The organism is Stappia sp. G46H5W (assembly GCF_058448995.1).
The window spans coordinates 556440-581627 of the sequence record NZ_JBZFLL010000004.1 but is presented as its reverse complement, the minus strand read 5'-3'; the positions used below and the strand labels follow the sequence as shown (position 1 = coordinate 581627).

The 25188-nt window shown below is 66.8% G+C and carries 23 protein-coding genes; 9 read left to right on the top strand and 14 right to left on the bottom strand.

From position 1 onward, the window contains the following. Positions 1-32 precede the first annotated feature (32 nt). The 9 genes from phnD to phnG all read right to left on the bottom strand — a co-directional run bounded on the left by phnD (position 33) and on the right by phnG (position 7274). Entirely contained in the window at positions 33-938 is a 906-nt protein-coding gene (gene phnD / locus ACVJ6E_RS15545) for a phosphonate ABC transporter substrate-binding protein (RefSeq protein WP_067335687.1), read from the bottom strand. A gap of 77 nt (positions 939-1015) precedes the next feature. Then, positions 1016-1867: a phosphonate ABC transporter ATP-binding protein gene (gene phnC / locus ACVJ6E_RS15540; RefSeq protein WP_120269304.1), complete on the bottom strand. Its 852-nt coding sequence runs from the start codon at positions 1865-1867 to the stop codon at positions 1016-1018. 122 nt (positions 1868-1989) lie between these two features. After that, positions 1990-2610 carry a DapH/DapD/GlmU-related protein gene (locus ACVJ6E_RS15535; RefSeq protein WP_120269305.1) on the bottom strand — a complete coding sequence of 207 codons (621 nt, stop codon included), beginning with the start codon at positions 2608-2610 and terminating at the stop codon, positions 1990-1992. 10 nt (positions 2611-2620) lie between these two features. Then, positions 2621-3352, bottom strand: coding sequence for a phosphonate C-P lyase system protein PhnL (phnL, locus tag ACVJ6E_RS15530; protein WP_120269306.1), 732 nt, complete (start codon positions 3350-3352; stop codon positions 2621-2623). 2 nt (positions 3353-3354) lie between these two features. After that, the gene (gene phnK / locus ACVJ6E_RS15525) at positions 3355-4131 is read right to left on the bottom strand and encodes a phosphonate C-P lyase system protein PhnK (RefSeq protein ID WP_171901438.1); all 777 of its coding nucleotides are present in this window, start codon (positions 4129-4131) and stop codon (positions 3355-3357) included. 5 nt (positions 4132-4136) lie between these two features. Beyond that, complete coding sequence (locus tag ACVJ6E_RS15520; protein WP_120269307.1) at positions 4137-5066, bottom strand: alpha-D-ribose 1-methylphosphonate 5-phosphate C-P-lyase PhnJ; 930 nt, start codon at positions 5064-5066, stop codon at positions 4137-4139. Then, positions 5063-6181 (bottom strand): carbon-phosphorus lyase complex subunit PhnI, encoded by a 1119-nt coding sequence (locus tag ACVJ6E_RS15515; protein WP_120269308.1) that lies wholly within the window; start codon positions 6179-6181, stop codon positions 5063-5065. The genes ACVJ6E_RS15520 and ACVJ6E_RS15515 overlap by 4 nt, the downstream gene beginning before the upstream one ends. Next, positions 6181-6807 carry a phosphonate C-P lyase system protein PhnH gene (phnH, locus tag ACVJ6E_RS15510; RefSeq protein ID WP_120269309.1) on the bottom strand — a complete coding sequence of 209 codons (627 nt, stop codon included), beginning with the start codon at positions 6805-6807 and terminating at the stop codon, positions 6181-6183. Before phnH ends, ACVJ6E_RS15515 begins: the two co-directional genes overlap by 1 nt. Then, a complete protein-coding gene (gene phnG, locus ACVJ6E_RS15505) occupies positions 6807-7274 on the bottom strand; it encodes a phosphonate C-P lyase system protein PhnG (protein ID WP_120269310.1) in 468 nt (155 codons plus the stop codon). Before phnG ends, phnH begins: the two co-directional genes overlap by 1 nt. Before the next feature lie 300 nt (positions 7275-7574). On the opposite strand from phnG, the gene phnF reads away from it, so the two are divergent. Further along, positions 7575-8321 (top strand): phosphonate metabolism transcriptional regulator PhnF, encoded by a 747-nt coding sequence (gene phnF, locus ACVJ6E_RS15500; RefSeq protein WP_097174760.1) that lies wholly within the window; start codon positions 7575-7577, stop codon positions 8319-8321. A 20-nt stretch (positions 8322-8341) separates the two neighbouring features. Here the strand turns inward: phnF and argE are convergent, their stop codons facing one another. Together argE and doeA are read right to left on the bottom strand one after the other, a co-directional pair. After that, positions 8342-9505 (bottom strand): acetylornithine deacetylase, encoded by a 1164-nt coding sequence (gene argE / locus ACVJ6E_RS15495; protein WP_199681244.1) that lies wholly within the window; start codon positions 9503-9505, stop codon positions 8342-8344. Positions 9506-9524: 19 nt separating this feature from the next. Then, positions 9525-10709, bottom strand: coding sequence for an ectoine hydrolase DoeA (doeA, locus tag ACVJ6E_RS15490; RefSeq protein WP_120269311.1), 1185 nt, complete (start codon positions 10707-10709; stop codon positions 9525-9527). 180 nt (positions 10710-10889) lie between these two features. On the opposite strand from doeA, the gene ACVJ6E_RS15485 reads away from it, so the two are divergent. From ACVJ6E_RS15485 to ACVJ6E_RS15475, 3 genes are all read left to right on the top strand, one after another. After that, the gene (locus tag ACVJ6E_RS15485; protein ID WP_199681246.1) at positions 10890-11375 is read left to right on the top strand and encodes an Lrp/AsnC family transcriptional regulator; all 486 of its coding nucleotides are present in this window, start codon (positions 10890-10892) and stop codon (positions 11373-11375) included. Between the two features lie 144 nt (positions 11376-11519). Continuing rightward, entirely contained in the window at positions 11520-13007 is a 1488-nt protein-coding gene (locus ACVJ6E_RS15480) for an NAD-dependent succinate-semialdehyde dehydrogenase (protein ID WP_120269312.1), read from the top strand. Between the two features lie 31 nt (positions 13008-13038). Continuing rightward, positions 13039-14409 carry an aspartate aminotransferase family protein gene (locus tag ACVJ6E_RS15475; RefSeq protein WP_120269313.1) on the top strand — a complete coding sequence of 457 codons (1371 nt, stop codon included), beginning with the start codon at positions 13039-13041 and terminating at the stop codon, positions 14407-14409. A gap of 83 nt (positions 14410-14492) precedes the next feature. Here ACVJ6E_RS15475 and ACVJ6E_RS15470 read toward each other — a convergent pair whose 3' ends face one another. Continuing rightward, the gene (locus ACVJ6E_RS15470) at positions 14493-14987 is read right to left on the bottom strand and encodes a MarR family transcriptional regulator (RefSeq protein ID WP_199681248.1); all 495 of its coding nucleotides are present in this window, start codon (positions 14985-14987) and stop codon (positions 14493-14495) included. Positions 14988-15202: 215 nt separating this feature from the next. On the opposite strand from ACVJ6E_RS15470, the gene ACVJ6E_RS15465 reads away from it, so the two are divergent. The 3 genes from ACVJ6E_RS15465 (at position 15203) to ACVJ6E_RS15455 (ending at position 20026) form a co-directional block, all read left to right on the top strand. Continuing rightward, complete coding sequence (locus tag ACVJ6E_RS15465) at positions 15203-16978, top strand: N-acetylglutaminylglutamine amidotransferase (RefSeq protein WP_120269314.1); 1776 nt, start codon at positions 15203-15205, stop codon at positions 16976-16978. Between the two features lie 133 nt (positions 16979-17111). Further along, positions 17112-18863, top strand: coding sequence for an N-acetylglutaminylglutamine synthetase (gene ngg, locus ACVJ6E_RS15460; RefSeq protein ID WP_491676483.1), 1752 nt, complete (start codon positions 17112-17114; stop codon positions 18861-18863). Further along, complete coding sequence (locus tag ACVJ6E_RS15455) at positions 18860-20026, top strand: osmoprotectant NAGGN system M42 family peptidase (protein ID WP_120269316.1); 1167 nt, start codon at positions 18860-18862, stop codon at positions 20024-20026. The genes ngg and ACVJ6E_RS15455 overlap by 4 nt, the downstream gene beginning before the upstream one ends. Before the next feature lie 9 nt (positions 20027-20035). Here ACVJ6E_RS15455 and ACVJ6E_RS15450 read toward each other — a convergent pair whose 3' ends face one another. Next, complete coding sequence (locus ACVJ6E_RS15450) at positions 20036-20989, bottom strand: dihydrodipicolinate synthase family protein (RefSeq protein ID WP_120269728.1); 954 nt, start codon at positions 20987-20989, stop codon at positions 20036-20038. A gap of 5 nt (positions 20990-20994) precedes the next feature. Continuing rightward, complete coding sequence (locus tag ACVJ6E_RS15445; RefSeq protein WP_199681250.1) at positions 20995-23196, bottom strand: xanthine dehydrogenase family protein molybdopterin-binding subunit; 2202 nt, start codon at positions 23194-23196, stop codon at positions 20995-20997. 180 nt (positions 23197-23376) lie between these two features. Here ACVJ6E_RS15445 and ACVJ6E_RS15440 point away from each other — a divergent pair, with 180 nt between their 5' ends. Both ACVJ6E_RS15440 and ACVJ6E_RS15435 read left to right on the top strand, forming a co-directional pair. Beyond that, positions 23377-24177 (top strand): aspartate dehydrogenase, encoded by an 801-nt coding sequence (locus tag ACVJ6E_RS15440; RefSeq protein ID WP_120269317.1) that lies wholly within the window; start codon positions 23377-23379, stop codon positions 24175-24177. A gap of 53 nt (positions 24178-24230) precedes the next feature. Further along, positions 24231-25184 (top strand): LysR family transcriptional regulator, encoded by a 954-nt coding sequence (locus tag ACVJ6E_RS15435; RefSeq protein ID WP_120269318.1) that lies wholly within the window; start codon positions 24231-24233, stop codon positions 25182-25184. Positions 25185-25188: the final 4 nt, after the last annotated feature.

Genomic DNA, 25188 nt, shown 5'->3' with positions numbered 1-25188 from the left:
GGTCCCGCCCGGCTGTCACGAAGATCGGTCGATCAGTTGCTCTTGGCCTTGCGGACCGCGATGATCGACTCGTAGGCGTCGTGGGTGATCGGGGCGAAGCCCGCGGTCTCGCCGGCGGCCACGTTGTAGGCGCACTCCGGATCCTTGCCGTGCAGGTCCTTCAGAAGCTGCGTGACCTTCTCCTTGACGTCGGCCGGCAGGGCGCGGCGCAGGACGACCGGACCTTCCGGGATCGGCTTCGAGCGCCAGATCTCGACCAGGTCGTTCATGTCGACGAGACCGGCATCGACCGCCTTGCGCAGGGCGCCGGAATTGTAGCCGTCGATCCACTCGCCCTGGCCGTCGGCCCAGGTCACGCCGCCGTCGACATCGCCGTTCTTCACGGCAACGATGGTCTGCTCATGACCGCCGGTGAAGACCACTTCGCCGAAATAGGCGCCGTTTTCCATGGAAGCGCCGGTCTGCTGCGGGATCTCGATGGACGGGATCAGGTAGCCGGAGGTCGAGTTCGGGTCACCGAAGCCGAACTTCTTGCCCTTCATGTCGGCCAGCGAGGCGATGCCGCTATCCTTGCGGGCAAAACCGATGGAGTGATACGAGAACGAGCCGTCGAGGTTGGTCTTGACCAGCACGACATCGACCGCTTCCGGATCGGTCAGGTAGGTCTTCGCGTAGCCCGAAGCGCCGAGCCAGGCCAGGTCGATGGAGCCGCCGAGCAGGCCCTGGATCACGCCGTCATAGTCGGCCGGGGTGAAGATCTTGGTCTCGACGCCGAGCAGGTCCTGCACATAGGAGCGCAGGCACTCGTTGGAGGCCAGGCGGTCCTGGGCGTTCTCGCCGCCGAGAACGCCGATGCGGAACTCGGTGATCTCCTGCGCCGTTGCACCGACAGACATGGTCGCGACCGCGGTGGCGGCCAAGAGAAGCTTCCTGAGCATATGACGTCTCCTGAAAGAGGTCGTTTGGTGTTCGTTGCGTGTGACCGCGCGCGGAGAGCCGCGCCGGATCCTGCGGCTCAGGCGGAGGCGGAGGCCGTCCGCAGCATGGCCGGGGATGGGGAGACCACCGCAGCCGGCATCGGCGTGGCGGTGATGCTGGTCGAGGTGATGGCCTCGGAGATTTCGTTGCCCTCGCCATCGGTGCCGTAGATCTCGCGCACCGCTTCGGCTGTCAGCTCATTCGCGGTGCCGTCGAACACGACCCGCCCCAGCGACATGCCGATGATCCGCTCGCAATAGGTGCGTGCGGTATCCAGCGTGTGCAGGTTGGTGATGACGGTGATCCCTTCGCGCTCGTTGATGTCCTTGAGCGCATCCATGACGATCTTGGCATTCAACGGGTCGAGCGAAGCGATGGGCTCGTCAGCAAGCAGCACCTTCGGCGATTGCATCAGCGCGCGGGCAATCGCCACACGCTGCTGCTGGCCACCCGACAGGGCCTCGGCCCGCTTCAGCGCATGCTCGGCCACGCCCAGCCGCTCCAGGATGTCGATGGCGCGCAGGATGTCGGCCTTGGGAAACAGGTTGAACACGGTCGAAAGGGTCGAGCGGGCATTGAGCGTGCCGTGCAGCACATTCGACACCACGTCGAGGCGCGGCACGAGGTTGAACTGCTGGAACACCATCGCGCAGTCGCGCCGCCACGAGCGCAACGCCGATCCCGACAGCGCCGAGACCTCGGTGTCGCGGAACAGGATCCGTCCGCCATTCGGATCGACCAGCCGGTTGAGCATCCGCAGCAAGGTGGACTTGCCGGCACCCGAACGGCCGATGACACCGACCATCTGTCCGTCCGGAATGTCCAGCGTCACGCCATCCACCGCGGTCAGCAATCCGAACTTTCGCGTCACACCGTCGAGCTTGAACATTTGCGCCTCAATCCTGATGATTGAAGCTTGCGTATCCTGTATAGATGACAGGGAATCTGCGGTTTTATGACAATTCCCTGACGTTTCCCGGCTCCGAAAAAGCAATGCGCCGGCTCATGACTTCACTGAATTGCCTCGTAACGGTCCAGAAACGCCTGAGCATCGAGATTTCGAAAGTCTTCGAGCGTTTCGCGCAAGCGTTCATGGCTCCAGTCCCACCAGGCAAGCGCCTGCATGCGCGCCACGACATCGGCCGGAAAACGCTCCCGGATCAACCGCGCGGGAACGCCGCCGACAATGGTATACGGCGCGACATCGCGCGACACGACGGCCCCCGATCCGATCACCGCGCCATCGCCGACCGACACGCCGGGCAGGATGGTGGCACCGTGGCCGATCCAGGTGTCGTGACCGATCCGGACCCGCAGCGCACGGCGCCGCCGGAAGAAGTCGGCCTCCTGCTCGGCATCGTCCCAATAGTCGTTCGCGCGATAGGTGAAATGGTGCAGCGTTGCCCGCTCCATCGGATGATGGGTGGCATTGATCCGCACGCAGGCGGCGATGTTCGCGAACTTGCCGATCTCCGCGTTCCAGATCATCGCGTCGCGCATCACATAGGAATAATCATCCATGCGGGTCTCGCTGATGCTGACCCGGGCATCCACCTCGGTGTAGCGGCCGAACTCGCAGTCGCTGACCTCGGCGGTCTGATGGATGAACGGAGTTTCGGAAAGTCGTGCCATGCCCCGCCCCTCAGGCTGCGCGCGCCGGCGCGAAGCCGCGCACGTCGATGATCCGGTCTGCGACAGCCTCGCGCACTTCCTCGTCGTGGAAGATGCCGATCTGCGCGACGCCCTGCACCTTCTTCTGAGCGATCATCTCGATCACCACGCGCCGGTTGGCCGCATCGAGCGAGGCGGTCGGCTCGTCGAGCAGCAACACCGGATGATCGGTGATGAAGCCGCGGGCGATGTTCACGCGCTGCTGCTCGCCGCCGGAAAAGGTCGCTGGCGGCAGCTGCCAGAGACGCTGCGGCAGGTTGAGCCGCTCGAGCGTCCGTGCAGCCCGCTCCCGCGCGGTGGCTGCATCGATGCCGCGCGCAACCAGCGGCTCGGCGACCACGTCGATTGCCGCAACGCGCGGAACGGTGCGCAGGAACTGGCTGACATAGCCGAGGGTCTCGCAGCGGATGGCCAGCACCAGCCGCGGCGAGGCCGCAACCAGATCGACCATCGCCTCGCCGTGGCGGATCAGGATCTCGCCGCCCGTTGCGGCATAGTTGCCATAGAGCATCTTGAGGATGGAGCTCTTGCCGGCGCCCGACGGGCCGCCGAGCACGACGCATTCTCCGGCATGCACCTCGAAGGACGCACCCTCCACCACCGGCAGTTCGAGACCGCCCTGCAGGTGCATATGGAAGGACTTGGACAGGGCACTTGCCCGCACGGCGACGGTGCCGGCTTCGCGGCTGACGAGATCGGACATGGTCACACCTGCAGAATGGAAGAGACGAGAAGCTGGGTGTAGGGCGCCTGCGGATCGTCGAGCACCCGGTCGGTCAGTCCTTCCTCGACCACCCGGCCATCCTTCATCACGATCATCCGGTGCGACAGCAGCCGGGCGACCGCGAGATCGTGGGTGACGACGATGGCGGCAAGACCGAGGTCGTTGACGAGACCGCGCAGCAGATCGAGCAGACGCGCCTGGACCGACACGTCGAGACCGCCGGTCGGCTCATCCATGAACACGAGGCGCGGTCCGGTCACGAGGTTTCGGGCGATCTGCAGCCGCTGGCGCATGCCGCCTGAAAAGGCGCGCGGCTGATCGTCGATGCGGTCGGCGGCGATCTCCACCCGCGACAGCCAGTGGGTGGCGGTGTCGCGAATGCGGCCGTAGTGCCGCTCGCCGACGGCCATCAGCCGCTCGCCGACATTGGCGCCGGCCGACACGGTCATGCGCAGCCCGTCCGCCGGGTTCTGGTGCACAAAGCCCCAGTCCGTGCGCATCAAGAGGCGCCGTTCGGCCTCGCTCATCCGGTAGAGATCGCGGCTCTCGCCGTCCCGCATGCGGTAGCTGACGCTGCCCGCACTCGGCTCCAGCCGCGTCGAGATGCAGTTGAGCAGCGTCGTCTTGCCAGAGCCGCTCTCACCGACGATGGCCAGCACCTCGCCCGGGTAGACCTCGAACGAGACATCCCGGCAGCCGACCCGCTCACCGTAATAGCGCGACAGTCCCGCAACGCTCAGCAGCGGCGTTTCATCCAGCATCGTCATCGCGCTGCCTCCCCTTCACCCTTGCCATGGCCCGTATAGGCCTCCTCCGGCGACATGCTGCCGCGATGGCCGGCCGCGCGGCGGTCTTCGCAATGGTCGGTGTCCGAGCAGACGAACATCCGCCCGCCGCGGTCGTCGAGGATCACTTCGTCGAGATAGACGCCCTCCGCGCCGCACAAGGCGCAGGGCTCATCGAATGTCTGGATCTCGAAGGGATGGTCCTCGAAATCGAGGCTGACCACTCTTGTGTGCGGCGGAATGGCGTAGATCCGCTTCTCGCGACCCGCACCGAACAGCTGCAGCGCCTCGCTCATGTCCATCTTCGGGTTGTCGAACTTGGGCGTCGGCGAGGGATCCATCACATAGCGACCCGACACCAGCACCGGATAGGCATAGGTGGTCGCGATATGGCCGTGACGGGCGATATCCTCGTACAGCTTGACGTGCATCAGGCCGTATTCCTCGAGCGCATGCATCTTGCGCGTCTCGGTCTCGCGCGGTTCCAGGAAGCGCAGCGGCTCGGGGATCGGCACCTGGTAGACCAGCACCTGTCCGGCCTGCAGCTTCTCTTCCGGGATGCGGTGGCGCGTCTGGATGATCGTCGCCTCGCGCGTTTTCGTGGTCACCGCGACGCTGGCCACCTTCTGGAAGAACGCACGGATCGACACCGCATTGGTGGTGTCGTCCGCCCCCTGGTCGATGACCTTCAGGACGTCCTGCGGCCCGAGGATCGAGGCAGTCACCTGCACGCCGCCGGTGCCCCAGCCATAAGGCATGGGCATCTCGCGACTGGCAAAGGGCACCTGGTATCCGGGAATGGCGATGGCCTTGAGAATGGCCCGGCGGATCATCCGCTTCGTCTGCTCGTCCAGATAGGCGAAGTTGTAGGTGGCGAGGTCGTCGCCGAGTGCGGTTGCAGCGCTCATTCGGCAGCCTCCTGCGTGTCGCTTTCACGTGTCTGCCGCGCCTCGAACTCAGCCCGCATCCGGCGGACGAGATCCAGCTCCGCCTGGAAGTCGACATAGTGCGGCAGTTTCAGATGCTCGACGAAGCCCGTCGCCTGGACGTTGTCGGCATGGGAGATGACGAATTCCTCGTCCTGCGCCGGGGCAACGCGGTCCTCGCCCAGCTCGCCGGCGCGCAGCGACCGGTCGACGAGTGCCATCGCCATCGCCTTGCGCTCCGACTGGCCAAACACCAGGCCATAGCCGCGGGTGAACTGCGGCGGCAGTTTCGCCGAGCCGGCGAACTGGTTGACCATCTGGCATTCGGTCACGCGGATGCGGCCGAGCGAGACGGCAAAACCGAGCTCGGGCACGTCGATCTCTACCTCAACCTCGCCGATGCGGATCTCGCCAGCGAAGGGATGCGTGCGCCCGTAGCCGCGCTGGGTGGAATAGCCGAGGGCCAGCAAAAACCCCTCATCGCCGCGCGCAAGAGCCTGAAGGCGCAGATCGCGCGCCATCGGAAACTCCATCGGCTCGCGCGTCAGGTCGCCGGAGGGTTCCTGCGGCATCTCGGCCGGGTCTCCCGAATAGGCCCGCTCGATCAGGTCTTCCTGCGCCAGAATGTCGGCGACGCGGGTCAGCGGCTCGCCTTCGCTTTCGCGCGCCGGGGCCGGCGCCACCGTCTCGTCGCCGGCAAGGGCAGGATCGAGCAGGCGATGCGTGTAGTCGAAGGTCGGACCGAGAACCTGTCCCCCGGGCAAATCCTTGTAGGTGGCCGAAACCCGCCGCTCGGCAACCATCTCGCCGGTCTCGACCGGCAGCGAGGCACCGAAGCGCGGCAGGGTCGTGCGATAGGCGCGCAGCAGGAAGATCGCTTCGATCATGTCGCCCCGCGCCTGCTTGACGGCCAGCGCGGCAAGCTCAGGCGCGTAGAGGGAGGCTTCCGCCATCACCCGGTCGACGGCCAGCGCCAGCTGCTCGACGAGCTGTTCGACGGTGATCGAGGGAAGGGACCGGTCGCCGCGGCGACGGTCGGCCAGCATCTTGTGGGCGTTGGCAATGGCCGCCTCGCCGCCCTTGACTGCGACATACATCAGCCCGCCTCCGTCTCGTTGGCATGGGATACGACCGTGCTGCGCGGCAGCGCCATCATGCGCAGCCCCGCGACGAGCACGACATCGACACCGCGCGGAAAGAGCGCCCGGTTCGCGGCGCGTTGAGCCACGAAATCTTCCGGCAGACCGACCGGCCCCACGATCCGCTGACCGTCGATGCCGGGCCCCTCCAGCATCAGGCGCACGCCGCCCTCCAGCGCCTCCACCTCGACCACCAGCGTCGTCGAGCGGTCGGGATATTCCTGCGTTCCGACGGCAAAGGCGTCCATTGCCGGCATGTTCGCGCCCCTTGCGAAGGCGAAAGCGGACCTTTCGGCCCCCAGCACCACCGGCGCACCGCACTGGAAGGACAGCCAGGCCCGCACGCTCTCGCTGTCGGCCCCTTCGCCGAGCCAGACCGGCGTATCGGGATCGCACATCGCCAGCGCCACTGCCCCGGAGCCCTGCCCCAGCGGCGCGGGCGGCGCGATGGAGACGGGAAGATCATGAACGGTGCCGGGGCGGGCCATCGCATCCATCAGGGCGCGAAAGACGGCCTGCGCCTCGAAAACCGGACCGTTGAAGCCGCCGGAGACGGCAACCGTGGAAAGAAGGGCTTCGGACATCAGTCGTCTCCCCGGACCATTGTGAAGAAGTCGACGCGGGTGGCCGCCGCCTCGCGCTTGACGCGGGAGATCTCGCCCGCACGAGCCGCTGCCAGCGGCGCCAGCACCTGCGCCTCGATTTCGTCGCGGCGCGCGCCCTCGCTCCACATCGCGGCAAGCACTGCACAAAGGCGCGCCTTCGCCCGGTCCTGCCCGAGCGCATAGGCATGGCCGACAGTGCCGCCGGCAAGCCGGACGGTGGCCCGTGTCACCGCCGCCTCGCCGAGGTTGAAAGGAGCGCCATCACCACCGATGCGGCCGCGCACCATGACCAGGCCGATCTCAGGCCCGCGCACCGGCATCGCCTCCGGCAGATCGCCGAGCGCCGCCGCGCAGGCCGCGATCTCCACGCCGGGAGAAGCCGCCAGCACGTCCATCAGCCGCTTGAGGCCAGGCCCCGCCTCGCTTTGCGTTTCAGCTTCCGCCATCTGCCGCTCCGTTCCTGAATTCGCACTTGCCCGGACGATTGCCAGTCACCGCAACCGCGGCGGCATGCCCTTCGGGCTCCAGGCTGACTACACCCGCCATCTATATTTGTCTAGTATTATAGACAACCGACATAATGGAGCCTACAAGTTCCGCGTGACGACGGCATGACAGCGCCAGCCCGCCCCTCGTCCGTGGGCCTGGGCCTGGGCATGAGCAAGCACATGCCCCGACAGTTGTTGGCTGTCAGCGCCCGGCCTTGCTAGAAGAGCAAGGGCCGAAGCGGCGGCGAAGGGACACGCATGAGCGGAATTGAACGGCAGACGGGGGTCGCCCTGTGGCGGCAGATCGCCGACGAAATTCGCGCTGCCATCGGCAATGGCGACCATGACGACACGGGGCGCCTGCCGACCGAGGCGGTGCTGGCCGCGCGCTTCGACGTCAACCGCCACACGGTACGGCAGGCCCTGGCGGCACTTGCCCGGGAAGGCGTCGTGGAGACCGTGCAGGGGCGCGGCACCACCATCGTCCCGCGTCGCCGCGTCACCTACCCGATCAGCACCCGAACCCGCTTTTCCGCCGGCCTCGGCGGTCAGGTGGCTCAGGCCGTCACGCGCCTCGTCGGCGTCTCGCAGGAAAGCGCGACACCGGAACTTGCGGCTCAATTGCGGCTCGCCGAGGGGGCCCCGCTGCTCCGGCTCGAAACGCTTGGCGAGGCGGACGGGGTCCCCCTGTCCCGCGCCGTCCACTGGTTCGACGCCGAGCGCTTCGCCGGACTGCCCGACGCCTATCGCCGCGAAGGATCGATCACGCGGGCACTGGCGGCCTGCGGCGTCGCTGATTATGTGCGTCAATCGACGGAGATTTCGGCAGCCCCGGCCACCGCCTCCGACCGGGCGGACCTTGCCCTGCAGCCCGGTGCCGTGGTCCTGCTCACCCGTTCGCTCAACGTGGATGCGCAAGGGCATCCGATCCAGGCCAGCCACAGCCGCTTTGCCGCAGACCGCGTCAGCCTCTCGGTCGCAACCGAGCCCGGCTCGTCGTCCTGAGCAGAGGAGCGTTGTGCAGCCTAGGAAGCGCGCAGACGACCGGCCAGCCGCTCGAGCATCGCAAGACATGCTCCGAGCTGATCGAGCGATACGAACTCGTCCGGCTTGTGGGCCTGCGCGATCGAGCCCGGGCCGCAGACGACGACCGACATTCCCAGCTGCTGGAAAAGACCGGCCTCCGTCCCAAAGGACACGACATCGGCACCGTTGGCGCCCGTCAGCTCGGCGACGATGCGGCGCGCCTCGTTCTCTTCCACCGGTTCCAGTCCCGCGACTTCCCCCACCACCTCGCGGCGGATCGAGGCCTGCGGATGCACGGCGCGCATGGCCGGCAGCAGCTCGTCGTGGACATAGGCATCGATGGCTTCGCACACATAGGCACGGTCGGCCTCGGTGACCGGGCGCATCTCCCAGTCGAGGCTGGCGAGCCCGGGGATGACGTTGTGCGCCACCCCGCCCATCAGCCGCCCGAGCTGGAGCGTCGTCCAGGGCGGATCGAAGCGGCTGGCTGCAGGCGCCCTCTCCTTCAACTGCTCCTTCAGCTCCATCAGCCGCATGCCGTAGCGCAGCGCATATTCCACCGCGTTGACGCCGGCATCGGGAGCCGAGCCATGCCCCTCCAGGCCGCGAAAACTCGTGGTGTACTCGCAGCAGCCCTTGTGCCCCTCGATGATCCGCATTTCCGTCGGCTCGCCGATGACGGCGAGCGCCGGCCGCACGCCCATGCCGGGCAACTCGCTCACCAGTTTGCGAGCCCCCAGGCAGCCGACCTCCTCGTCATAGGTCAGGCAGATATGCACCGGTCGCGACAGCTTCGACGCGGCAAAGAGCGGCGCCGTCGCCAGGACCGCGGCGATGAAGCCCTTCATGTCGCAGGCACCGCGCCCGTACAGCAGCCCATCCGCCTCGCGCATGCGGAACGGATCGGACGACCAGTCCTGATCCGCCACCGGCACCACATCGCTATGGCCGGACAGCACGATGCCGCCATCCTCGTTCGGACCGATGGTCGCGAACAGGTTGGCCTTGCTTCCGGTCTCGTCGACCATCACCCGGATCTCGGCGCCTAGGTCTCCCAGCCGGTCCGCGGCCCAGGCTATGAGCTCCAGATTGCCGTCGCTCGAAACGGTGGCGAAGGAGATCAGCTCCCCGAGCAGGGTCTTGGTGTCGTCGATCAGTGCCATACCGGTCCGTCCTGCCGCCTCAATCCTTGACGAAGAGCGCGCGCGGACGGTTGCACAGGCACTCCGCCGGGCCGTCTTCGCGGATCAGGATGCTCTCGGTGATCTCCAGCCCCCAATTGTCCATCCACAGGCCCGGCATGAAGTGGAAGGTCATGCCTGCTTCCAGCACCGTGTCGTCGCCCGGACGCAGCGAGATCGTCCGCTCGCCCCAGTCCGGCGGATAGGACACGCCGATCGGATAGCCGCAGCGCGCGGCACGGTCGATGCCGGCCCGCTCCAGCGGAGCGCCCAGCGCCTCTGCGATATCGCTGGCCCGGTTGCCGGCGCGCGCGGCCTCAAGACCTGCCTCCAGCCCCTCGACCAGGGCCTTTTCCGCATCCAGCAGAAATTGCGGCGGCTTGCCGAGATAGACCGTCCGGCAGAACGGCACGTGATAGCGCCGGTAGCAGCCGGCGATCTCGAAGAACGTCGCCGTATCGGCGGCGATGTGCCGCCCGTCCCAGGTCAGGTGGGGCGCCGCCGCATCCGATCCGCTCGGCAGCAGCGGAACGATCGAGGGATAATCTCCCCAGGCGTCCTCCGTGCCGCGGATCGCGTCGGCGTAGATGTCGGCGACCAGATCCGTCTTGCGCATGCCGGGATGGATCCGGTCGAAGATGCCGTCGATGATCTTCTCCGAAATCCGCGCGGCCCGGCGCATGAACACAAGTTCCTCGTCGGACTTCACCGCACGCTGCCAGTTCACCAGCGCTGTCGCGTCGACGAAGGTCGCCTGCGGCAGTTCCTCCTGAAGGGTCAGGAAGGCCTTGGCGGAAAAGTAGTAGTTCTCCAGCTCCACGCCGATCCGGGCCTTGCCGAGCCCGGCCTCGCGGATCAGCTCCGCCAGCGTCTGCATCGGATGGCGGACGGTCGATTGCACATAGTGGTCGGGATAGAACGCAACCCGCTCGTCGGGCATCCACACGGTGCGCACGGCGCCGTTGGCGTCCTGCCGGCGGCCCCACCAAAGGGGATCGGCGTCATGGAAGACGAGGACGCCCTGGTGGACGTAGAACGACCAGCCGTCATAGCCGGTCAGCCAGGCCATGTTGGCAGGATCCTCGACGAACAGAACGTCGATGTCCCGCTCGCGCATTTCCTTGCGCACCTTTTCGAGTCGCCTGGAGAATTCCGCATCGGAAAACGGAAGTTCGGTGGCCGGCATTCCTGTCACTCCCCAACGGCCGGACATTCGCATGGCGATCCGGCAAATCATCGGCGCACTGTGCACGCTCCCCCTGCCATTTGAAAACCCGTCAGAATGAACCATCGCGGCCGCGTCTTGAACGCCGTGGCATCCTCTGGCAGATGGACTCTCCTGCCCCAACCCCGCTATGACCCCTGCATGATCCGCCTCGACGACCGTGACATCGCCATCCTGAAGGTCCTTTCCCGCGAGGGCCGCCTGTCCAAGGCGGAGCTCGCGCGGCGCATCAATCTCAGCCCGACGCCCTGCTGGGAGCGGCTCAAGCGGCTGGAAAAGGCCGGGGTCATCGAGGGCTATCGGGCCGAGGTCGCCCTGCGCAAGACCGCCCCCCATGTCACCGTCTTCGTCACGCTTGAGCTGGAAAACCACAGTTCGGCGGCCTTTCAGGCCTTCGAGCGGGCGGTGGAGACCTATCCGGAGATCGTCCAGTGCTGGGCGCTCGGGGGCGGGTTCGACTACCTGCTGCAGGTGGTCACGCGCGATGTCGACAGCTATCAGCGGCTGATCGACCGGTTGCTCGACCAGGGGCTCGGGCTGGCCCGCTACTACACCTACATCGTCACGAAACCGGTGAAGACGGGACACGCCCCGCCGCTCGACCTGCTGCTCGGCAAGGCAGACTGATCGGCCTGCCGGCCAGCCGCAAAAAAGACGAATCGTCTCCCTCGCCGGGCCGCTTCAGACGCTTGTTCCTCCGTTTTCGCGCCATGGTGTCCCCGTCGCGGCGAACAGCGCCGCATCGACCCAGTCACATGCGGGAGACGGAACATGACGGCACCGGTCACCAGATCCGCGGAACGGACCGCCCCTCTTCTCGAGGACGCCCGCCTGCTCAGGCAGTTCTCCTATGTCGCCGGACGCTGGTCGGCGGCAACGGACGGCCGCACCTTCCCGGTGCGCAATCCCGCCGACGGCAGCCGGCTCGGCGATGTGGCCAGCCTCTCTGCGGATGAGGCGCGCGCTGCCATCGACCCCGCGCACAAGGCCTTCACCAGCTGGTCGGCCCTCCTGCCTCAGGAGCGCACGCGTCTTCTGCGCCGCTGGTTCGAGCTCATCTGCGACAATCGCGAGGATCTCGCCCGGCTGATGACGCTGGAGCAGGGCAAACCGATTTCCGAGGCGCGCGGCGAGATCGACTATGCGGCTGCCTTCGTCGAGTTCTACGCCGAGGAAGCCCGCAGGCCGGATACGCAGAGCGTCACCTCGCACCTGGCGGATGCGGAGATGGAGACCTGGCTTGAGCCGGTTGGCGTCGCTGCTCTCGTCACCCCGTGGAATTTCCCTTGCGCGATGATCACCCGCAAGGCCGCGGCGGCCCTTGCCGCCGGCTGCACCGTCCTCGTCCACCCCTCGCACGAGACCCCGTTCTCAGCGCTTGCGCTGGCGGAACTGGCCGAGCGCGCCGGCTTTCCGGCAGGCGTCTTCAATGTGGTGACCGGCGATGCGGCGACCGTGGTCGGCGCCTGGATGGACGACGCCCGCGTGCGCGCCGTGTCCTTCACCGGCTCCACCGAGATCGGCCGCCTGATCTACCGGCAGGCCGCCTCGACGGTGAAGCGCCTTGTGCTGGAGCTGGGCGGCCACGCGCCCTTCCTCGTCTTCTCCGATGCGGATCTGGAGCGTGCGGTGGCAGAAGCCGTCAAGGCGAAGTTCGCAACCTCGGGCCAGGACTGCCTCGGCGCCAACCGCTTCCTCGTGGCGCGGCCGCTCTACAAGGCCTTCTGCAAGCGCTTCGCCGAGGCGGCGGCCGCGCTTACCGTGGGACCGGGACTGGAAGACCCGGCCATCGGCCCGTTGATGAACGAACGCGCCGTCGCCAAGCAGGAGGCACATGTCGCCGATGCGCTGGAGCGCGGCGCGAAGCTGCTCACCGGCGGCAAGCGCCTTGCGGCCGGCCCGCTCTTCTACGCACCGACGGTGTTGTGCGACGTGCCGGACGATGCGCTGATCATGCGCGAGGAGACTTTCGGCCCCGTTGCGGCGATCCGCCCCTTCGACAGCGAGGAAGAGGCTGTCAGGATCGCCAATGATAGCGAGTACGGCCTGATCGCCTATGTTCACAGCGAGGATCCGCGCCGCATCTACCGCCTGTCGCGGGCCCTGCGCTACGGCATGATCGCCGTCAACCGGACCAAGGTGACCGGCGCGCCGATCCCCTTCGGCGGCATGAAACAATCCGGCATCGGCCGGGAAGGCGCCGCCGATGGCATGCGCGCTTTCATGGACCTCAAATACGTCTGCCGCGACTGGGCCTGATGCCCGCCGGCCTCAACCAAGGGAGCTATTCATGCTGACCAACGACCAGCTCGACAAATGGGACCGGGAGAATTTCTTCCACCCTTCTACCCATCTGGCACAGCACGCACGCGGCGAAAGCCCCTCGCGCATCGTCACCGGCGGTGACGGCGTGTTCATCGAGGACCGGGACGGCAACCGTCTGCTCGACGCCTTTGCCGGCCTTTACTGCGTCAATGTCGGCTACGGCCGCACCGAGATCGCCGAGGCGATCGCTGCGCAGGCGAAGGAACTCGCCTACTATCACGCCTATGTCGGCCATGGCACCGAGACCTCCATCACGCTGGCGAAGATGGTCGTGGAACGCGCGCCGTCCAACATGTCGAAGGTCTATTTCGGCCTCGGCGGCTCGGACGCCAACGAGACCAACGTCAAGCTGGTCTGGTACTACAACAACATCCTGGGCCGGCCGGAGAAGAAGAAGATCATCTCGCGCTGGCGCGGCTATCACGGCTCCGGCCTGATGACCGGCTCGCTCACCGGCCTGGAGCTGTTCCACAAGAAGTTCGACCTGCCCTTTGCGCAGGTGCTCCATACCGAGGCGCCGTACTATTTCCGCCGTCCTGAGCTCGACATGACCGAGGCCGAGTTCACGGCCCATTGCGTTGCCGAGTTGGAAGAGCTGATCGTCAACGAGGGCGCCGACACCATCGCCGCCTTCATCGCAGAGCCGGTCCTGGGCACGGGCGGCATCGTGCCCCCGCCGGCCGGTTACTGGGAGCAGATCCAGCGCGTGCTGAAGAAGCACGACATCCTGATGATCGCCGACGAAGTGGTCACCGGCTTCGGCCGTCTCGGCACCATGTTCGGCTCCGATCACTACGGCATCGAGGCCGACATCATCACCATCGCCAAGGGCCTGACCTCGGCCTATGCGCCGCTGTCCGGCTCGATCATCTCCAAGAAGGTCTGGGAGGTGCTGGAACGCGGTACCGACGAGAACGGACCGATCGGCCACGGCTGGACCTACTCCGCCCACCCGATCGGCGCTGCAGCCGGCGTCGCCAATCTCAAGCTGATCGACGACATGGGCCTGGTCGCCAATGCCCGCGAGACGGGCGCCTATTTCAACCAGGCCATGAGCGCGGCCCTTGCTGGCCATGCGAAGGTCGGCGACGTACGCGGCGAAGGTCTGCTCTGCGCGGTGGAATTTGTCGACGACAAGGCCTCGCGCCGCTTCTTCGATGCCTCTGCCAAGGTAGGCCCGGCGGTTGCCAGCGCCCTGCTGAAGCGCGGCGTCATCGGCCGCGCCATGCCCCAGGGAGACATCCTCGGCTTCGCGCCGCCGCTGTGCCTGACCCGGGCCGAGGCCGACCGCATCGTCGAGGAGACGCGGGCGGCCGTCACCGAGGTCTTTGCCTGAACCGGCAAACCGCCATCACGATACGAAAAGGGCCGGAGCACACGCTCCGGCCCTTTTTTCTGTTTTTGTCTCCGAAAGGCGGATCAGGCTGGCAGGCCGGCCTCCGCCGGCCCGCTTCCCCCCGTCGGTTCGTCCGGTTCCAGCAGGTCGGCCACCGTATGGAAGGCCCGGATGATCGAGGCCTGATCCTCCGCACTCATCGCCGCCATGCCGGAAAAGAAGCGCTTGTGAATGAGCGGCGGAGCATCGGCCAGCACCGCCTTGCCGGTTTCGGTCAGCTCCGTATGGACAATCCGTCGGTCGACTGTGCTCCGGCGCCGGGTGATGAGACCGCGCAGCTCCAGCTTTTCCAGGATCGTCACCGTCGTCGGAGGGCTGATATTCGCCACGCGCGAAATCTGCGCGGTCGTTGCCGCCTCGAAGTCCCGCACGGCATTCAGCACGACGATCTGCGGGATCGTCAGACCGGTTTCGCGCGCCACCCGCTTCGACCGCACGTCCATCGCCTGCACGATCCGCCGGATCGAGCGAATGACATCGCTTGCATCCTTTTGGGCTGCTCCGCGTTCGTCCGTCACGGGCTCTCTCCTTGGGTTGATTCTCGTCGGATAGCTCGCAGAAATAATTACACCACAAAAGATTTGATTTCAAATGATTTGTACACTAACTAATAACGCAAGCCAGCCACCGGATCCGGTGGGCCCTGTGCCCGCCCCGATGGCAGAAGTCATCCGCAAGCCTCGGAAAACCGGACCTTGCGGCAACACGAGAAGCAGCAAAGGGGCTTCCTTTCATGTGCGGTATTGCCGGCGAATTTCGCTTCGATGGACAGTTTGCGGATGCGGAGGCAGTCGCCCGGATGACCGAGCGTCTGGCGCCGCGCGGTCCCGACGGATCCGGCGTGATGGCACAAGGACCCGTGGCGCTCGGCCATCGGCGGCTGAAGATCATCGACCTGTCGGAGAAAGCTGCCCAGCCCATGGCCGATCCGGCGCTGGAGCTCTCCATCGTCTTCAATGGCTGCATCTACAACTACCCGGAGCTGCGCAAGGAGCTGGAGGCCAAGGGCTACAGCTTCTTCTCGCACGGCGACACCGAGGTGATCCTCAAGGCGTTTCACGCCTGGGGCGCCGACTGCGTGAAGCGCTTCCACGGCATGTTCGCCTTCACCGTCCATGACCGCCGCGACGGCTCGGTCACGCTGGCGCGCGACCGCTTCGGCATCAAGCCGCTCTACCTTGCAGAAAAAGGCAAGCGCATTCGCTTCGCCTCCACCCTGCAGGCGCTGCTGGCCGGCGGCGATGTCGACACCGGCATCGACCGGGCGGCACTGGCCTGCTTCATGAGCTTCCATGCGGTCGTGCCCGCGCCGCGTACGATCCTGTCGGGCGTGCGCAAGCTGCCGCCCGCGACCGTGCGCCGGATCGAAGCCGACGGGAGCTCCAGCGAGCATCGCTACTGGAACGCCTCCTACACCCGCCGCGAGGAAGACAGCGGCCTGTCCGCCGACGACTGGCGCGACCGGGTGCTGGAGGCGCTGCGCCTCGCCGTGCGTCGCCGCATGGTCTCGGACGTCCCGGTCGGCGTGCTGCTGTCCGGCGGCGTCGACAGCTCGCTGATCGTCGGCCTCCTTGCCGAGGAGGGGCAGAAGGACCTGATGACCTTCTCCATCGGCTTCGAGGAAGCCAATGGCGAGAAGGGCGACGAGTTCGTCTATTCCGACCTGATCGCCGAGCGCTTCGGCACCGACCATCACAAGATCTTCGTGCCCTCGGCCGATCTGATGACGTCGCTTCCGGACACCATCGCTGCCCAGTCGGAACCGATGGTCTCCTACGACAATATCGGCTTCTTCCTGCTCAGCCGCGAGGTGTCCAAGCACATCAAGGTGGTGCAGTCGGGCCAGGGCGCCGACGAAGTGTTTGGAGGCTATCACTGGTATCCCCCGCTCGCCGGCTCCAATGATGTGGTCGCCGACTATGCCCGCGTCTTTTTCGACCGCTCGCGCGAGACGATGGGCCGGCACCTGTCGCCCGAGTGGATGGCGGACAAGGACGAGGCCCTCGACTTCGTCGCCGCTCACCTGATGCAGGGTGGGGCCGAAACCCCGGTCGACCGGGCGCTGCGCCTCGATGCCGAGATCATGCTGGTCGACGACCCGGTCAAGCGGGTCGACAACATGACCATGGCCTGGGGCCTGGAGGCGCGCGTTCCCTTCCTCGACCATGAGCTGGTCGAGCTCGCAGCACGCATCCCGCCTGATCTGAAGCTGGCCCAGGGCGGCAAGGGCGTCCTGAAGGAAGCGGCCCGCAAGGTCGTCCCGCACGAGGTGATCGACCGCAAGAAGGGCTACTTCCCGGTGCCGCAGCTCAAGTACATTCAGGGCCCCTATCTCGACATGGTGCGGGATGCCCTGACCTCGGCTCCGGCACGCGAGCGCGGGCTGTTCCAGAAGGACTATCTCGACAGCCTCTTTACCGACCCGACGGCCCACATCACGCCGCTCCAGGGCTCCGAGCTCTGGCAGGTGGCCCTGCTCGAGCTCTGGCTGCAGACCAACGACATCTGAGGACACGACGATGACGGCAAGCAAGACCGGCGGTTCCGGGGGGAAGCGCGGCGAGGGATCGGGGCGCACGCCCCGCGACGCCCGCCAGAAGGACGCACGGCACCGGGACGCCTATTCGCACCGGCTCAAGCGCATGCGCGAGCACGGCCTGAAGCCGCCGATCGACAACCAGTCCAGCGACGCACCGGCGGTCACCGCCGACTGTGCGCTGGATCTCGGCTGGGGGCGCCTGATCTTCGGGCAGACCTTCTCCGAGCCGGAACGGCTGGTCGCGACGCTGGAGGGCGAGCTGCCCGACCGTCGCGACATCGCCGTCTATGTGCGCGATCCGCACGTGCTTCTGGCAAACGCCCCGCAGGAGATCTTCCTCGATCCCTCGCATACGTTTCGTCTCGACCTCTCCACCTACCGGGCGTCCAAGCGGGCGCCTTCCGGCTTCTTCCTGCGCCGCCTGACCTCGCAGGCCGATGCCGAGGAGATCAACCGCATCTATGCCGGACGCGGCATGGTCCCCGTGCCGCCGGACTTCTTCTGGTCCAAGCGCGATGCCCGCTCGATCTGCTACTTCGTGGCCGAGGACGAGGTCAGCGGCGAGATCCTCGGCACCGTCACCGGCGTCGACCACTTCCGCGCCTTCAATGATCCCGAGCGCGGCGGCTCGCTCTGGTGCCTTGCGGTCGATCCGCAGGCGCGCCATCCCGGCGTTGGCCAGGCCCTGGTGCGGCACCTTGCGGAGTATTTCGCGGCACGCGGCCTCGCCTATCTCGACCTTTCCGTCATGCACGACAACGACCAGGCCATCGCGCTCTACGAAAAGCTCGGCTTCCACCGGGTGCCGTATTTCACCGTCAAGCGGAAGAACCTGATCAACGAGACCCTCTATACCGGCCCCGATGTCGACGATGCGCTGAACCCTTACGCCACGATCATCGTGCGCGAGGCGCGCCGCCGGGGCATCCGGGTCGAGGTCACCGATGCCGAACACGGCTTCTTCTCGCTGTCCCAGGGCGGCCGCACGATCCGCTGCCGCGAAAGCCTCAGCGAACTGACCAGCGCCGTCGCCATGTCGATCTGCGACGACAAGACCGCAACGCGAAAGGTGGTCGAGGGTGCCGGCGTGCATGTGCCTGCGCAGATCCTTGCCAGCGCCGGCGACGACGCGCTGGAGACCTTCCTGCGGGAGCACGGCAAGGTCGTCGTCAAGCCCGCACGCGGCGAGCAGGGGCGCGGCGTCTCCGTCGGCCTCACCTCCATGGACGACATGCGCGCCGCCATCGATGAGGCCCGCCAGCTCTGCGACACGGTGCTGGTGGAAGAATGCGTCGAAGGCCAGGACCTGCGCCTGATCGTCATCAACTACCGGCTGGTTGCCGCCGCCATCCGCCGGCCGCCGACAATCGTGGGCAACGGCCGCAGCACCATTCGCGAGTTGATCGAGGCGCAGAGCCGCCGCCGCGGCGCGGCAACGGGCGGCGAGTCCCATATTCCGCTCGACGCAGAGACCGGGCGCACCATTGCCCAGGCCGGCTATACGCTGGACGATGTTCTGGAGAGCGGGACGCAGCTGCAGGTGCGCCGGACCGCAAACCTGCATACCGGCGGCACGATCCACGACGTCACCGACATCGTCCATCCCGTGCTGGTGGAAGCGGCGGTCCGCTCCGCGCGCGCCATCGATATCCCGGTGACCGGCATCGACCTGATGGTCGCCTCCCCGACCGAGGCCGATTACCGCTTCATCGAGGCCAACGAACGGCCGGGCCTGGCGAACCACGAACCGCAGCCGACCGCCGAACGCTTCGTCGACCTGCTGTTCCCGCTGTCCATGCCGTCGACAGCCCGTCAGGTCGTCGTCGACCAGCACGCCAACCAGGGGGCCACATGACACGACTGAACATCGACACGGACTATCTCGCCGACACCCTGAAGGCGCTGCTCGCGATCCCCAGCCCCACGGGCTACACCGACACCGTGGTTCGCTATGTCTCGACCGAGCTGGAACGCCTCGGCCTTCCGGTCGAGCTGACCCGTCGCGGCGCCATCCGCGCGATCTGGCGCGGCCATCAGGCCCGCGGCGCGCGCGCGCTCGTCTCGCATCTGGACACGCTCGGCGCGCAGGTGAAATTCCTCAAGGAGAACGGCCGGCTGGCTCTGGTTCCCATCGGCAACTGGTCGGCACGCTTTGCGGAAGGCGCGCGCGCCACCCTGTTCTCCCATTCGGGCGCCTATCGCGGCACCATCCTGCCGCTCAAATCGTCGGGCCACACCTTCAACGAGGAGATCGACACCTCTCCCATCGGCTGGGACCATGTGGAGCTGCGCGTCGATGCCCTCGCCTTCGGCCGGGCGGATCTCGACCGCCTCGGTATCGAGGTCGGCGACATCATCGCCATCGACCCGCAGCCGGAGTTTCTCGAAAACGGCTTCATCATCTCCCGCCACCTCGACAACAAGGCCGGCGTCGCGGTCATGCTGGCGGCGCTGAAGGCGATGACCGAGGCCAAGGCAGAAACGCCGGTCGACATCCACTGGCTCTTCACCATCGCCGAGGAAGTCGGTGTCGGCGCCTCCTCGATCATCACCCACGACGTCGCCTCGCTGGTCGCGGTCGACAACGGCACCACGGCGCCGGGGCAGAATTCGAGCGAGTTTGGCGTCACCTTCTCGATGGCCGACCAGACGGGCCCCTTCGACTATCACCTGACGAAGAAGCTCGTGGACCTGTGCCAGGAGCACGACATCCGCTACCAGAAGGACGTCTTCCGCTACTACCGCTCGGACTCCGCATCCGCCATCGAGGCGGGCGCAGACGTGCGCACCGCCCTGATCACCTTCGGCATCGACAGCTCGCACGGCTACGAGCGCATCCACATGCATGCGCTGCGCTCGCTGGCCGAGCTGATCACTGCCTATGCAGCGAGCCCGGTGGAAATTCCCCGGGACTACGAGGAAACGGCCGGCGTTTCCGGCTTCACCCGGCAGCCGACGGCGGAAGCGGAACAGACCCTGACGCCGGATGCGGAAAACACCGACCTGCCCCAGGGCTGAGACGCAGCCTCAGAGCGCGAGGCCGCATGCCTCGAACGCGGCGCGGGTCGCCTCGCGCTCCGCATCGGTCAGCTGCAGCAGCGGCGGGCGCACAGGCCCGCCGACCTGGCCCAAGAGTTCCTGCCAGTATTTCTGGTGCGCCTGCGGCTTGCCGCCCGGCCGTGTGCCGCGCAACGCCTTGCGCACCGGATCGAGGCTGGCGCTGATCGCCTTTGCCCGCTCGGCATCGCCGGCAAAGGCGGCCTGCGTGTAGTCGTGCATGCGACGATCCTTCGCCGTCTGCAGCAGGTAGGGAGGTGAGGAACACAGGTAGAGCTGCCAGCCGAGCTCGAGGATGTTGTCGAGCCACTCTTCTTCGGAAGCGGTGGAGACCAGGATCTTGTCGCCGACCATCTCCGTCAGCTGCACATACATCGGCCGCGGCACGCTGTACTTGATGGCGACGATGTTCGGCAGTTCCGCTACCCGAGCGCACAGCTCCGGGCTCATCAGATAGCCCGAATCCGGGTGGCTCCACATGGCGATGCCGATGTTCACCCGCTCGCAGATCGCCTTGTAATACTCGTAGACCGTGTCGTCCTGATCGCTGATGAAATGCAGGACCGGCGCATGCACCACGATGTAGTCGGCACCCACCGCTTCCGCGTGGCGGGCGAGCTCGATCACCGTGTCGAAGTTCTGGTCCGAACAGGACATGATCGTCCCGGCCTTGCCCGCCGTCTCCTCCACCGCGATCTCGAAGTTGCGCTTGCGCTCGGCGAGCGACATGGAGAAGAACTCGCCCTGCTTGCCGGCGATGAACAGCCCGGCGATGGCGAGATCGTCCACCCAGTGACGGATGTTCGACCGCAAGCCTGCCTCGTCGAAGGAGAAATCCTCGCGGAAGGGATTGAGCGCCGCTGCCCAGATCCCCTTCATGTTGGCGCGGGCATAGGCCTTGGCGTCGAGCCTCGAATAGTTCATTTCGGTCACCTCGTTGGAGCCGAGCGCAGGGCGCGCCACAGCGCCTCGGCGGTCAGCGGCATGGACAGGATCGCGGCGCCATGGGGGCGCAGCGCGTCATTGGCGGCATTGAGGATTGCGGCCGGGGCGCCGATGGTGCCGGCCTCGCCGACCCCCTTGGCACCCAGCGTGTTGGCGGGCGAAGGGGTCGACATCTTGCCGATGGAAAGGCTCGGCATGTCGGACGCGCGCGGCAGCGCGTAATCCATCAGCGAGCCGGTCAGGAGCTGACCGTCGGCGTCGTAGACGATGCGCTCCATCAAGGCCTCGCCGATCCCTTGCGCGAAGCCGCCCCGGATCTGGCCCTCGACCATCATGGGATTGATCACCGTGCCGATGTCGTCGCAGCAATGCGCCTCCTCGATGGTCGGCGTGCCGGTGTCCGGATCGATGGTCAGAAGGACGAGATAGGCGCCATAGCCCCAGGCTTCGCCCTTGGCCTCGTAGACCACCTCGGCGCTCACCGGCTTGCCGCGATCTGCGCCGTCTTCGAGCTTCGCCAGCAAAGCGTCGCAGGCCTCGGCAAGCGCGCTTCCGCCGATCGGCGTGCTGCGGCTGGCCAGGGCGCCGATGCCGGTCGGACAGTCGTCGGTGGACCCGTGCAGCACGCGCACCCGCTCCAGCGGCAGGGACAGACGGTCGGCCGCAATCTGGGCGAAGGCCGTCTCGCGGCCATGACCCTGGCTGCTACCGCCGGTCGCCACATCCGCACTCCCGTCCGGATGCAGCGTCACCCGTGCACTCTCCCAGCCCGTTCCGCAGGGCTCGACATAGAAGGCGAGGCCAAGACCGGCGACACCACCCTCGGCCCGCATACTGTCTCGCGCCGTTTTCAACCGATCGTAGTCCGCGTCCCGCGCCAGCTTGTCGAGCAACTCGGCATAGCGGCCGGAATCGAGCTTTGTACCGGTCGGCCCTGTGTGGGGCAGTCGGTCGGGGGATAGAAGGTTGCGCCGGCGGATCTCCAGCGGATCGATACCGCTGGCGCTGGCGGCCTCGTCGACGAGCCGCTCCATCAGGCAGTTGGCCTCCGGCCGCCCCGCACCGCGATAGATGCCGACCGCCGCGCTGTGCGACAGGCGCGCCCGCGAACGGATGTCGACCGCCGGAATGTCGTAGCCGCCCGGCAGGATACGCCCGGCATTCCAGGCCGGAATGCCGGCGCTGTTGGGCAGCCAGTGGCCAAGCGGACAGTCGACGGCGGCCTCGAGCGCCAGGAAGCGCCCCTCGGCGTCGAGCGCCAGCCGTCCCCGGCTGCGCGCGCCGCGCCCATGCGTTGCGGAAATCAGGTCCTCGCTGCGGCTCGACGCCCAGCGAACGGAACGGCGAAAGCGGAAGGCGGCCCAGACGGCGAACACCTCTTCCGGGTACAGCGAGGCCTTCATGCCGAAGGCACCGCCGACATCCGGCGCCCGGACCGCGATGCGCGCCTCTTCGATACCGAGTATCCGGCAAAGCTCACGCCGCGCCCGGTGCGGCGTCTGGGTCGAGTACCAGACCAGCGCACGATCCCGCTCCGCGTCGTAGTCGACGGCAATGGCACGCGGCTCGAGCGGGGATGGGGCAAGGCGCGGGTGCTCCACCTCCACCTCGACCACGAGGTGCGCAGCGGCGAAGCCGGCGGCCACGTCTCCGCAGGACCAGTCCCCGCGAAAGCCGGGCGCATCCCCGTTGGAATAATCCGGTGCCGCACCGTCCTCGTCGATGTCGACGCCGATCAGGTCCGCCGCATCCTGCGCGGTGGCCCTTTCGCCTGCCAGCACCGCCGCGACAGGCTGGCCGACGGCCGCGACAGAGCCGCATGCAAGGACGGGGAACTCGGCCTCGCCCTCGAACGGCAGGACCGGATTGACGGCGAGCCGGCCAAGGGCCTGGCCATCGCGCGCGCCGAAGCCCGAGAGATCGTTCCCTGTCACCACATGGGCGACGCCGGCCATCTCCCGTGCAACCTCTACATCGCAGCCAAGAATGGTGCCGCGCGGCAAGGGACTGCGGACGAAGGCGAGATGCAGCGCATCGTGCAGCGGAATGTCGGAAACGTAGCAGCCCTGCCCGGTCACCAGTGCATCGTCCTCGCGGCGACGCACGGCACGTCCGACAAGCGCATTGGCGTCGGCTACGCCCTCGTCCCGCACCGTCTGCGAAGCATGCCCGGTCTTGATCGTCACAGCGGCCACCCGTCCTCCCGCGTCCTGCCCTGACAGCGGGCCGGCGTCTGTTGGGCGGAGAGTGGCGTCGTTCAGGTATCGCAGCAAATACCATGTTTCAAATCTGCTATCTGGATATTGGATAGCAAATCACCTGCTGTTCGCGCAGGATGGAAGGCAGGATATCCTTCGGAGCCTTGCATGAAACACGTCGCGATCATCGGCTACGGTGCCATCGCCAGCCATGTCATCCGTGCCATTTCCTCATCCTCCGCCGTACGGCTCGGCGGCGTGATCGGTCGTGCCGAGCGCCTCGCGGCGGCACGGGAAGCGGTCGGACCGAACGTTGCCGTGGTCGAGAGCATCGACGGTCTCGCGGCACGTCCCGACCTTGTACTGGACTGCGCCGGCCATCCGGGCCTGATCGCCCATGGTGCCGTCATCCTGGAACGCGGCATCGACCTCGTCAGCGTCTCCGCCGGAGCACTGGCCGACGCGGCGCTTTACGAAACGCTGGCGCGCGCGGCCTCCGCCTCCGGCGCCCACCTTCGCATCGCCTCCGGCGCCATCGGCGGGCTCGACGTGCTCTCGGCGGCGCGGCGCGGCGGGCTCGACCGGGTGACCTATCGCGGCCGCAAGCCGGTCGCCAGTTGGCGCGGCACGCCGGCGGAAACCGTGCTCGATCTCGACACTCTCATGGATGCCCGGATCCATTTTCGCGGCACGGCACGCGAGGCCGCGCGCCTTTATCCGAAGAACGCCAACGTCACCGCCAGCGTCGCCCTTGCCGGCATCGGTTTCGATGCGACCGAGGTGGAACTCGTCGCCGACCCGACCTGCACCTACAACTGCCACGAACTGGAGGCGGAAGGCGCCTTCGGCAATTTCTCGCTGCGCCTCAACGGGTACCAGTTGGCCGACAATCCGAAGTCGTCGGCCCTCACCGCCATGAGCATGATCAACGCCGCGCTCTCGCTCGAAGAGCCGATCCTGGTTGCGTGAGCCCGGTCGATCAGGTACCGGCTGAGGGCGCGCCCCTCGCGCAAGGACGGCCGATGAGCGAACCGACACCGAAGCATTTCCGCATCGTCGAGCGGATCCTGACCCGGCTGAAGCTCAAGCAGCTTCGCCTGCTGGTGGCGGTCGAGCGGCACAATTCGATCCTGCATGCCGCACGCGAGCTGAACCTGTCGCAGCCGGCCGCAACCAAGCTGATCAAGGATCTGGAGACCGACTTCGGCGTCATGCTCTTCGAGCGGACCAACCGGGGCGTCGTCCCGACTATCTACGGCGAGGCGCTGGCCCGCCACGGCAAGCTCATCTTCGCGCAGATCTCGCACGCCGCACAGGAACTCGACGACCTGTCGGAAGGCTCCAGCGGCCGGATCGTCGTCGGCACCCTGCTGGCCGCCTCCGCCTTGCTTCTGCCCCGCACCATCGCCCGGGTCCTCGCCGAAAAGCCCAACCTGTCGATCAAGATCCAGGAAGGCACCAACGAGGTGCTGATGCCGGCTCTGCGCTCCGGCGAGCTCGATCTGGTGGTCGGGCGCCTGCCCACGCACCGGCACCGCGACGAGTTGCTTCAGGAACGGCTCTACGAGGAGAAGGTCATCGCCGTCACCCGCGTCGGGCACCCGCTGCAAGAGCGCAAGAAGGTCACCTTCGCCGATATGATGGAGTACGGCTGGATCCTGCCGCCGCCGGAAACGACCCTGCGACGGCAGATCGACATGGTCTTCCTCGACCACGGCCTGTCCTCGCCGATCAATGCGGTGGAATCGGTGTCGTTCCTCGCCAATCGCAGCCTGCTGGTCAATTCCAGCATGATCGGCGTCCTGCCGAGCCACGTCGCCGAGCAGGACATCGCCGCAGGCATCCTCGCCCGCGTCGCCTGGGACGTACCGATTCCCATCGGCCCGGTCGGGGTCTCCTACCGCAAGGGCCGCAGCCTGACGCCGGCGGCCAGCTTCTTCCTGGAGCAGTTGCGCCAGGTCGCCGCGAGCTTCTGAACGG

What these genes read in the sequence shown, in the direction of transcription:
- phnD (WP_067335687.1), bottom strand. Translation starts at nt 938, where the DNA reads ATGCTCAGGAAGCTTCTCTTGGCCGCCACCGCGGTCGCGACCATGTCT.
- phnC (WP_120269304.1), bottom strand. Translation starts at nt 1,867, where the DNA reads ATGTTCAAGCTCGACGGTGTGACGCGAAAGTTCGGATTGCTGACCGCG.
- ACVJ6E_RS15535 (WP_120269305.1), bottom strand. Translation starts at nt 2,610, where the DNA reads ATGGCACGACTTTCCGAAACTCCGTTCATCCATCAGACCGCCGAGGTC.
- phnL (WP_120269306.1), bottom strand. Translation starts at nt 3,352, where the DNA reads ATGTCCGATCTCGTCAGCCGCGAAGCCGGCACCGTCGCCGTGCGGGCA.
- ACVJ6E_RS15520 (WP_120269307.1), bottom strand. Translation starts at nt 5,066, where the DNA reads ATGAGCGCTGCAACCGCACTCGGCGACGACCTCGCCACCTACAACTTC.
- ACVJ6E_RS15515 (WP_120269308.1), bottom strand. Translation starts at nt 6,181, where the DNA reads ATGTATGTCGCAGTCAAGGGCGGCGAGGCGGCCATTGCCAACGCCCAC.
- phnH (WP_120269309.1), bottom strand. Translation starts at nt 6,807, where the DNA reads ATGTCCGAAGCCCTTCTTTCCACGGTTGCCGTCTCCGGCGGCTTCAAC.
- phnG (WP_120269310.1), bottom strand. Translation starts at nt 7,274, where the DNA reads ATGGCGGAAGCTGAAACGCAAAGCGAGGCGGGGCCTGGCCTCAAGCGG.
- phnF (WP_097174760.1), top strand. Translation starts at nt 7,575, where the DNA reads ATGAGCGGAATTGAACGGCAGACGGGGGTCGCCCTGTGGCGGCAGATC.
- argE (WP_199681244.1), bottom strand. Translation starts at nt 9,505, where the DNA reads ATGGCACTGATCGACGACACCAAGACCCTGCTCGGGGAGCTGATCTCC.
- doeA (WP_120269311.1), bottom strand. Translation starts at nt 10,709, where the DNA reads ATGCCGGCCACCGAACTTCCGTTTTCCGATGCGGAATTCTCCAGGCGA.
- ACVJ6E_RS15485 (WP_199681246.1), top strand. Translation starts at nt 10,890, where the DNA reads ATGATCCGCCTCGACGACCGTGACATCGCCATCCTGAAGGTCCTTTCC.
- ACVJ6E_RS15480 (WP_120269312.1), top strand. Translation starts at nt 11,520, where the DNA reads ATGACGGCACCGGTCACCAGATCCGCGGAACGGACCGCCCCTCTTCTC.
- ACVJ6E_RS15475 (WP_120269313.1), top strand. Translation starts at nt 13,039, where the DNA reads ATGCTGACCAACGACCAGCTCGACAAATGGGACCGGGAGAATTTCTTC.
- ACVJ6E_RS15465 (WP_120269314.1), top strand. Translation starts at nt 15,203, where the DNA reads ATGTGCGGTATTGCCGGCGAATTTCGCTTCGATGGACAGTTTGCGGAT.
- ngg (WP_491676483.1), top strand. Translation starts at nt 17,112, where the DNA reads ATGCGCGAGCACGGCCTGAAGCCGCCGATCGACAACCAGTCCAGCGAC.
- ACVJ6E_RS15455 (WP_120269316.1), top strand. Translation starts at nt 18,860, where the DNA reads ATGACACGACTGAACATCGACACGGACTATCTCGCCGACACCCTGAAG.
- ACVJ6E_RS15450 (WP_120269728.1), bottom strand. Translation starts at nt 20,989, where the DNA reads ATGAACTATTCGAGGCTCGACGCCAAGGCCTATGCCCGCGCCAACATG.
- ACVJ6E_RS15440 (WP_120269317.1), top strand. Translation starts at nt 23,377, where the DNA reads ATGAAACACGTCGCGATCATCGGCTACGGTGCCATCGCCAGCCATGTC.
- ACVJ6E_RS15435 (WP_120269318.1), top strand. Translation starts at nt 24,231, where the DNA reads ATGAGCGAACCGACACCGAAGCATTTCCGCATCGTCGAGCGGATCCTG.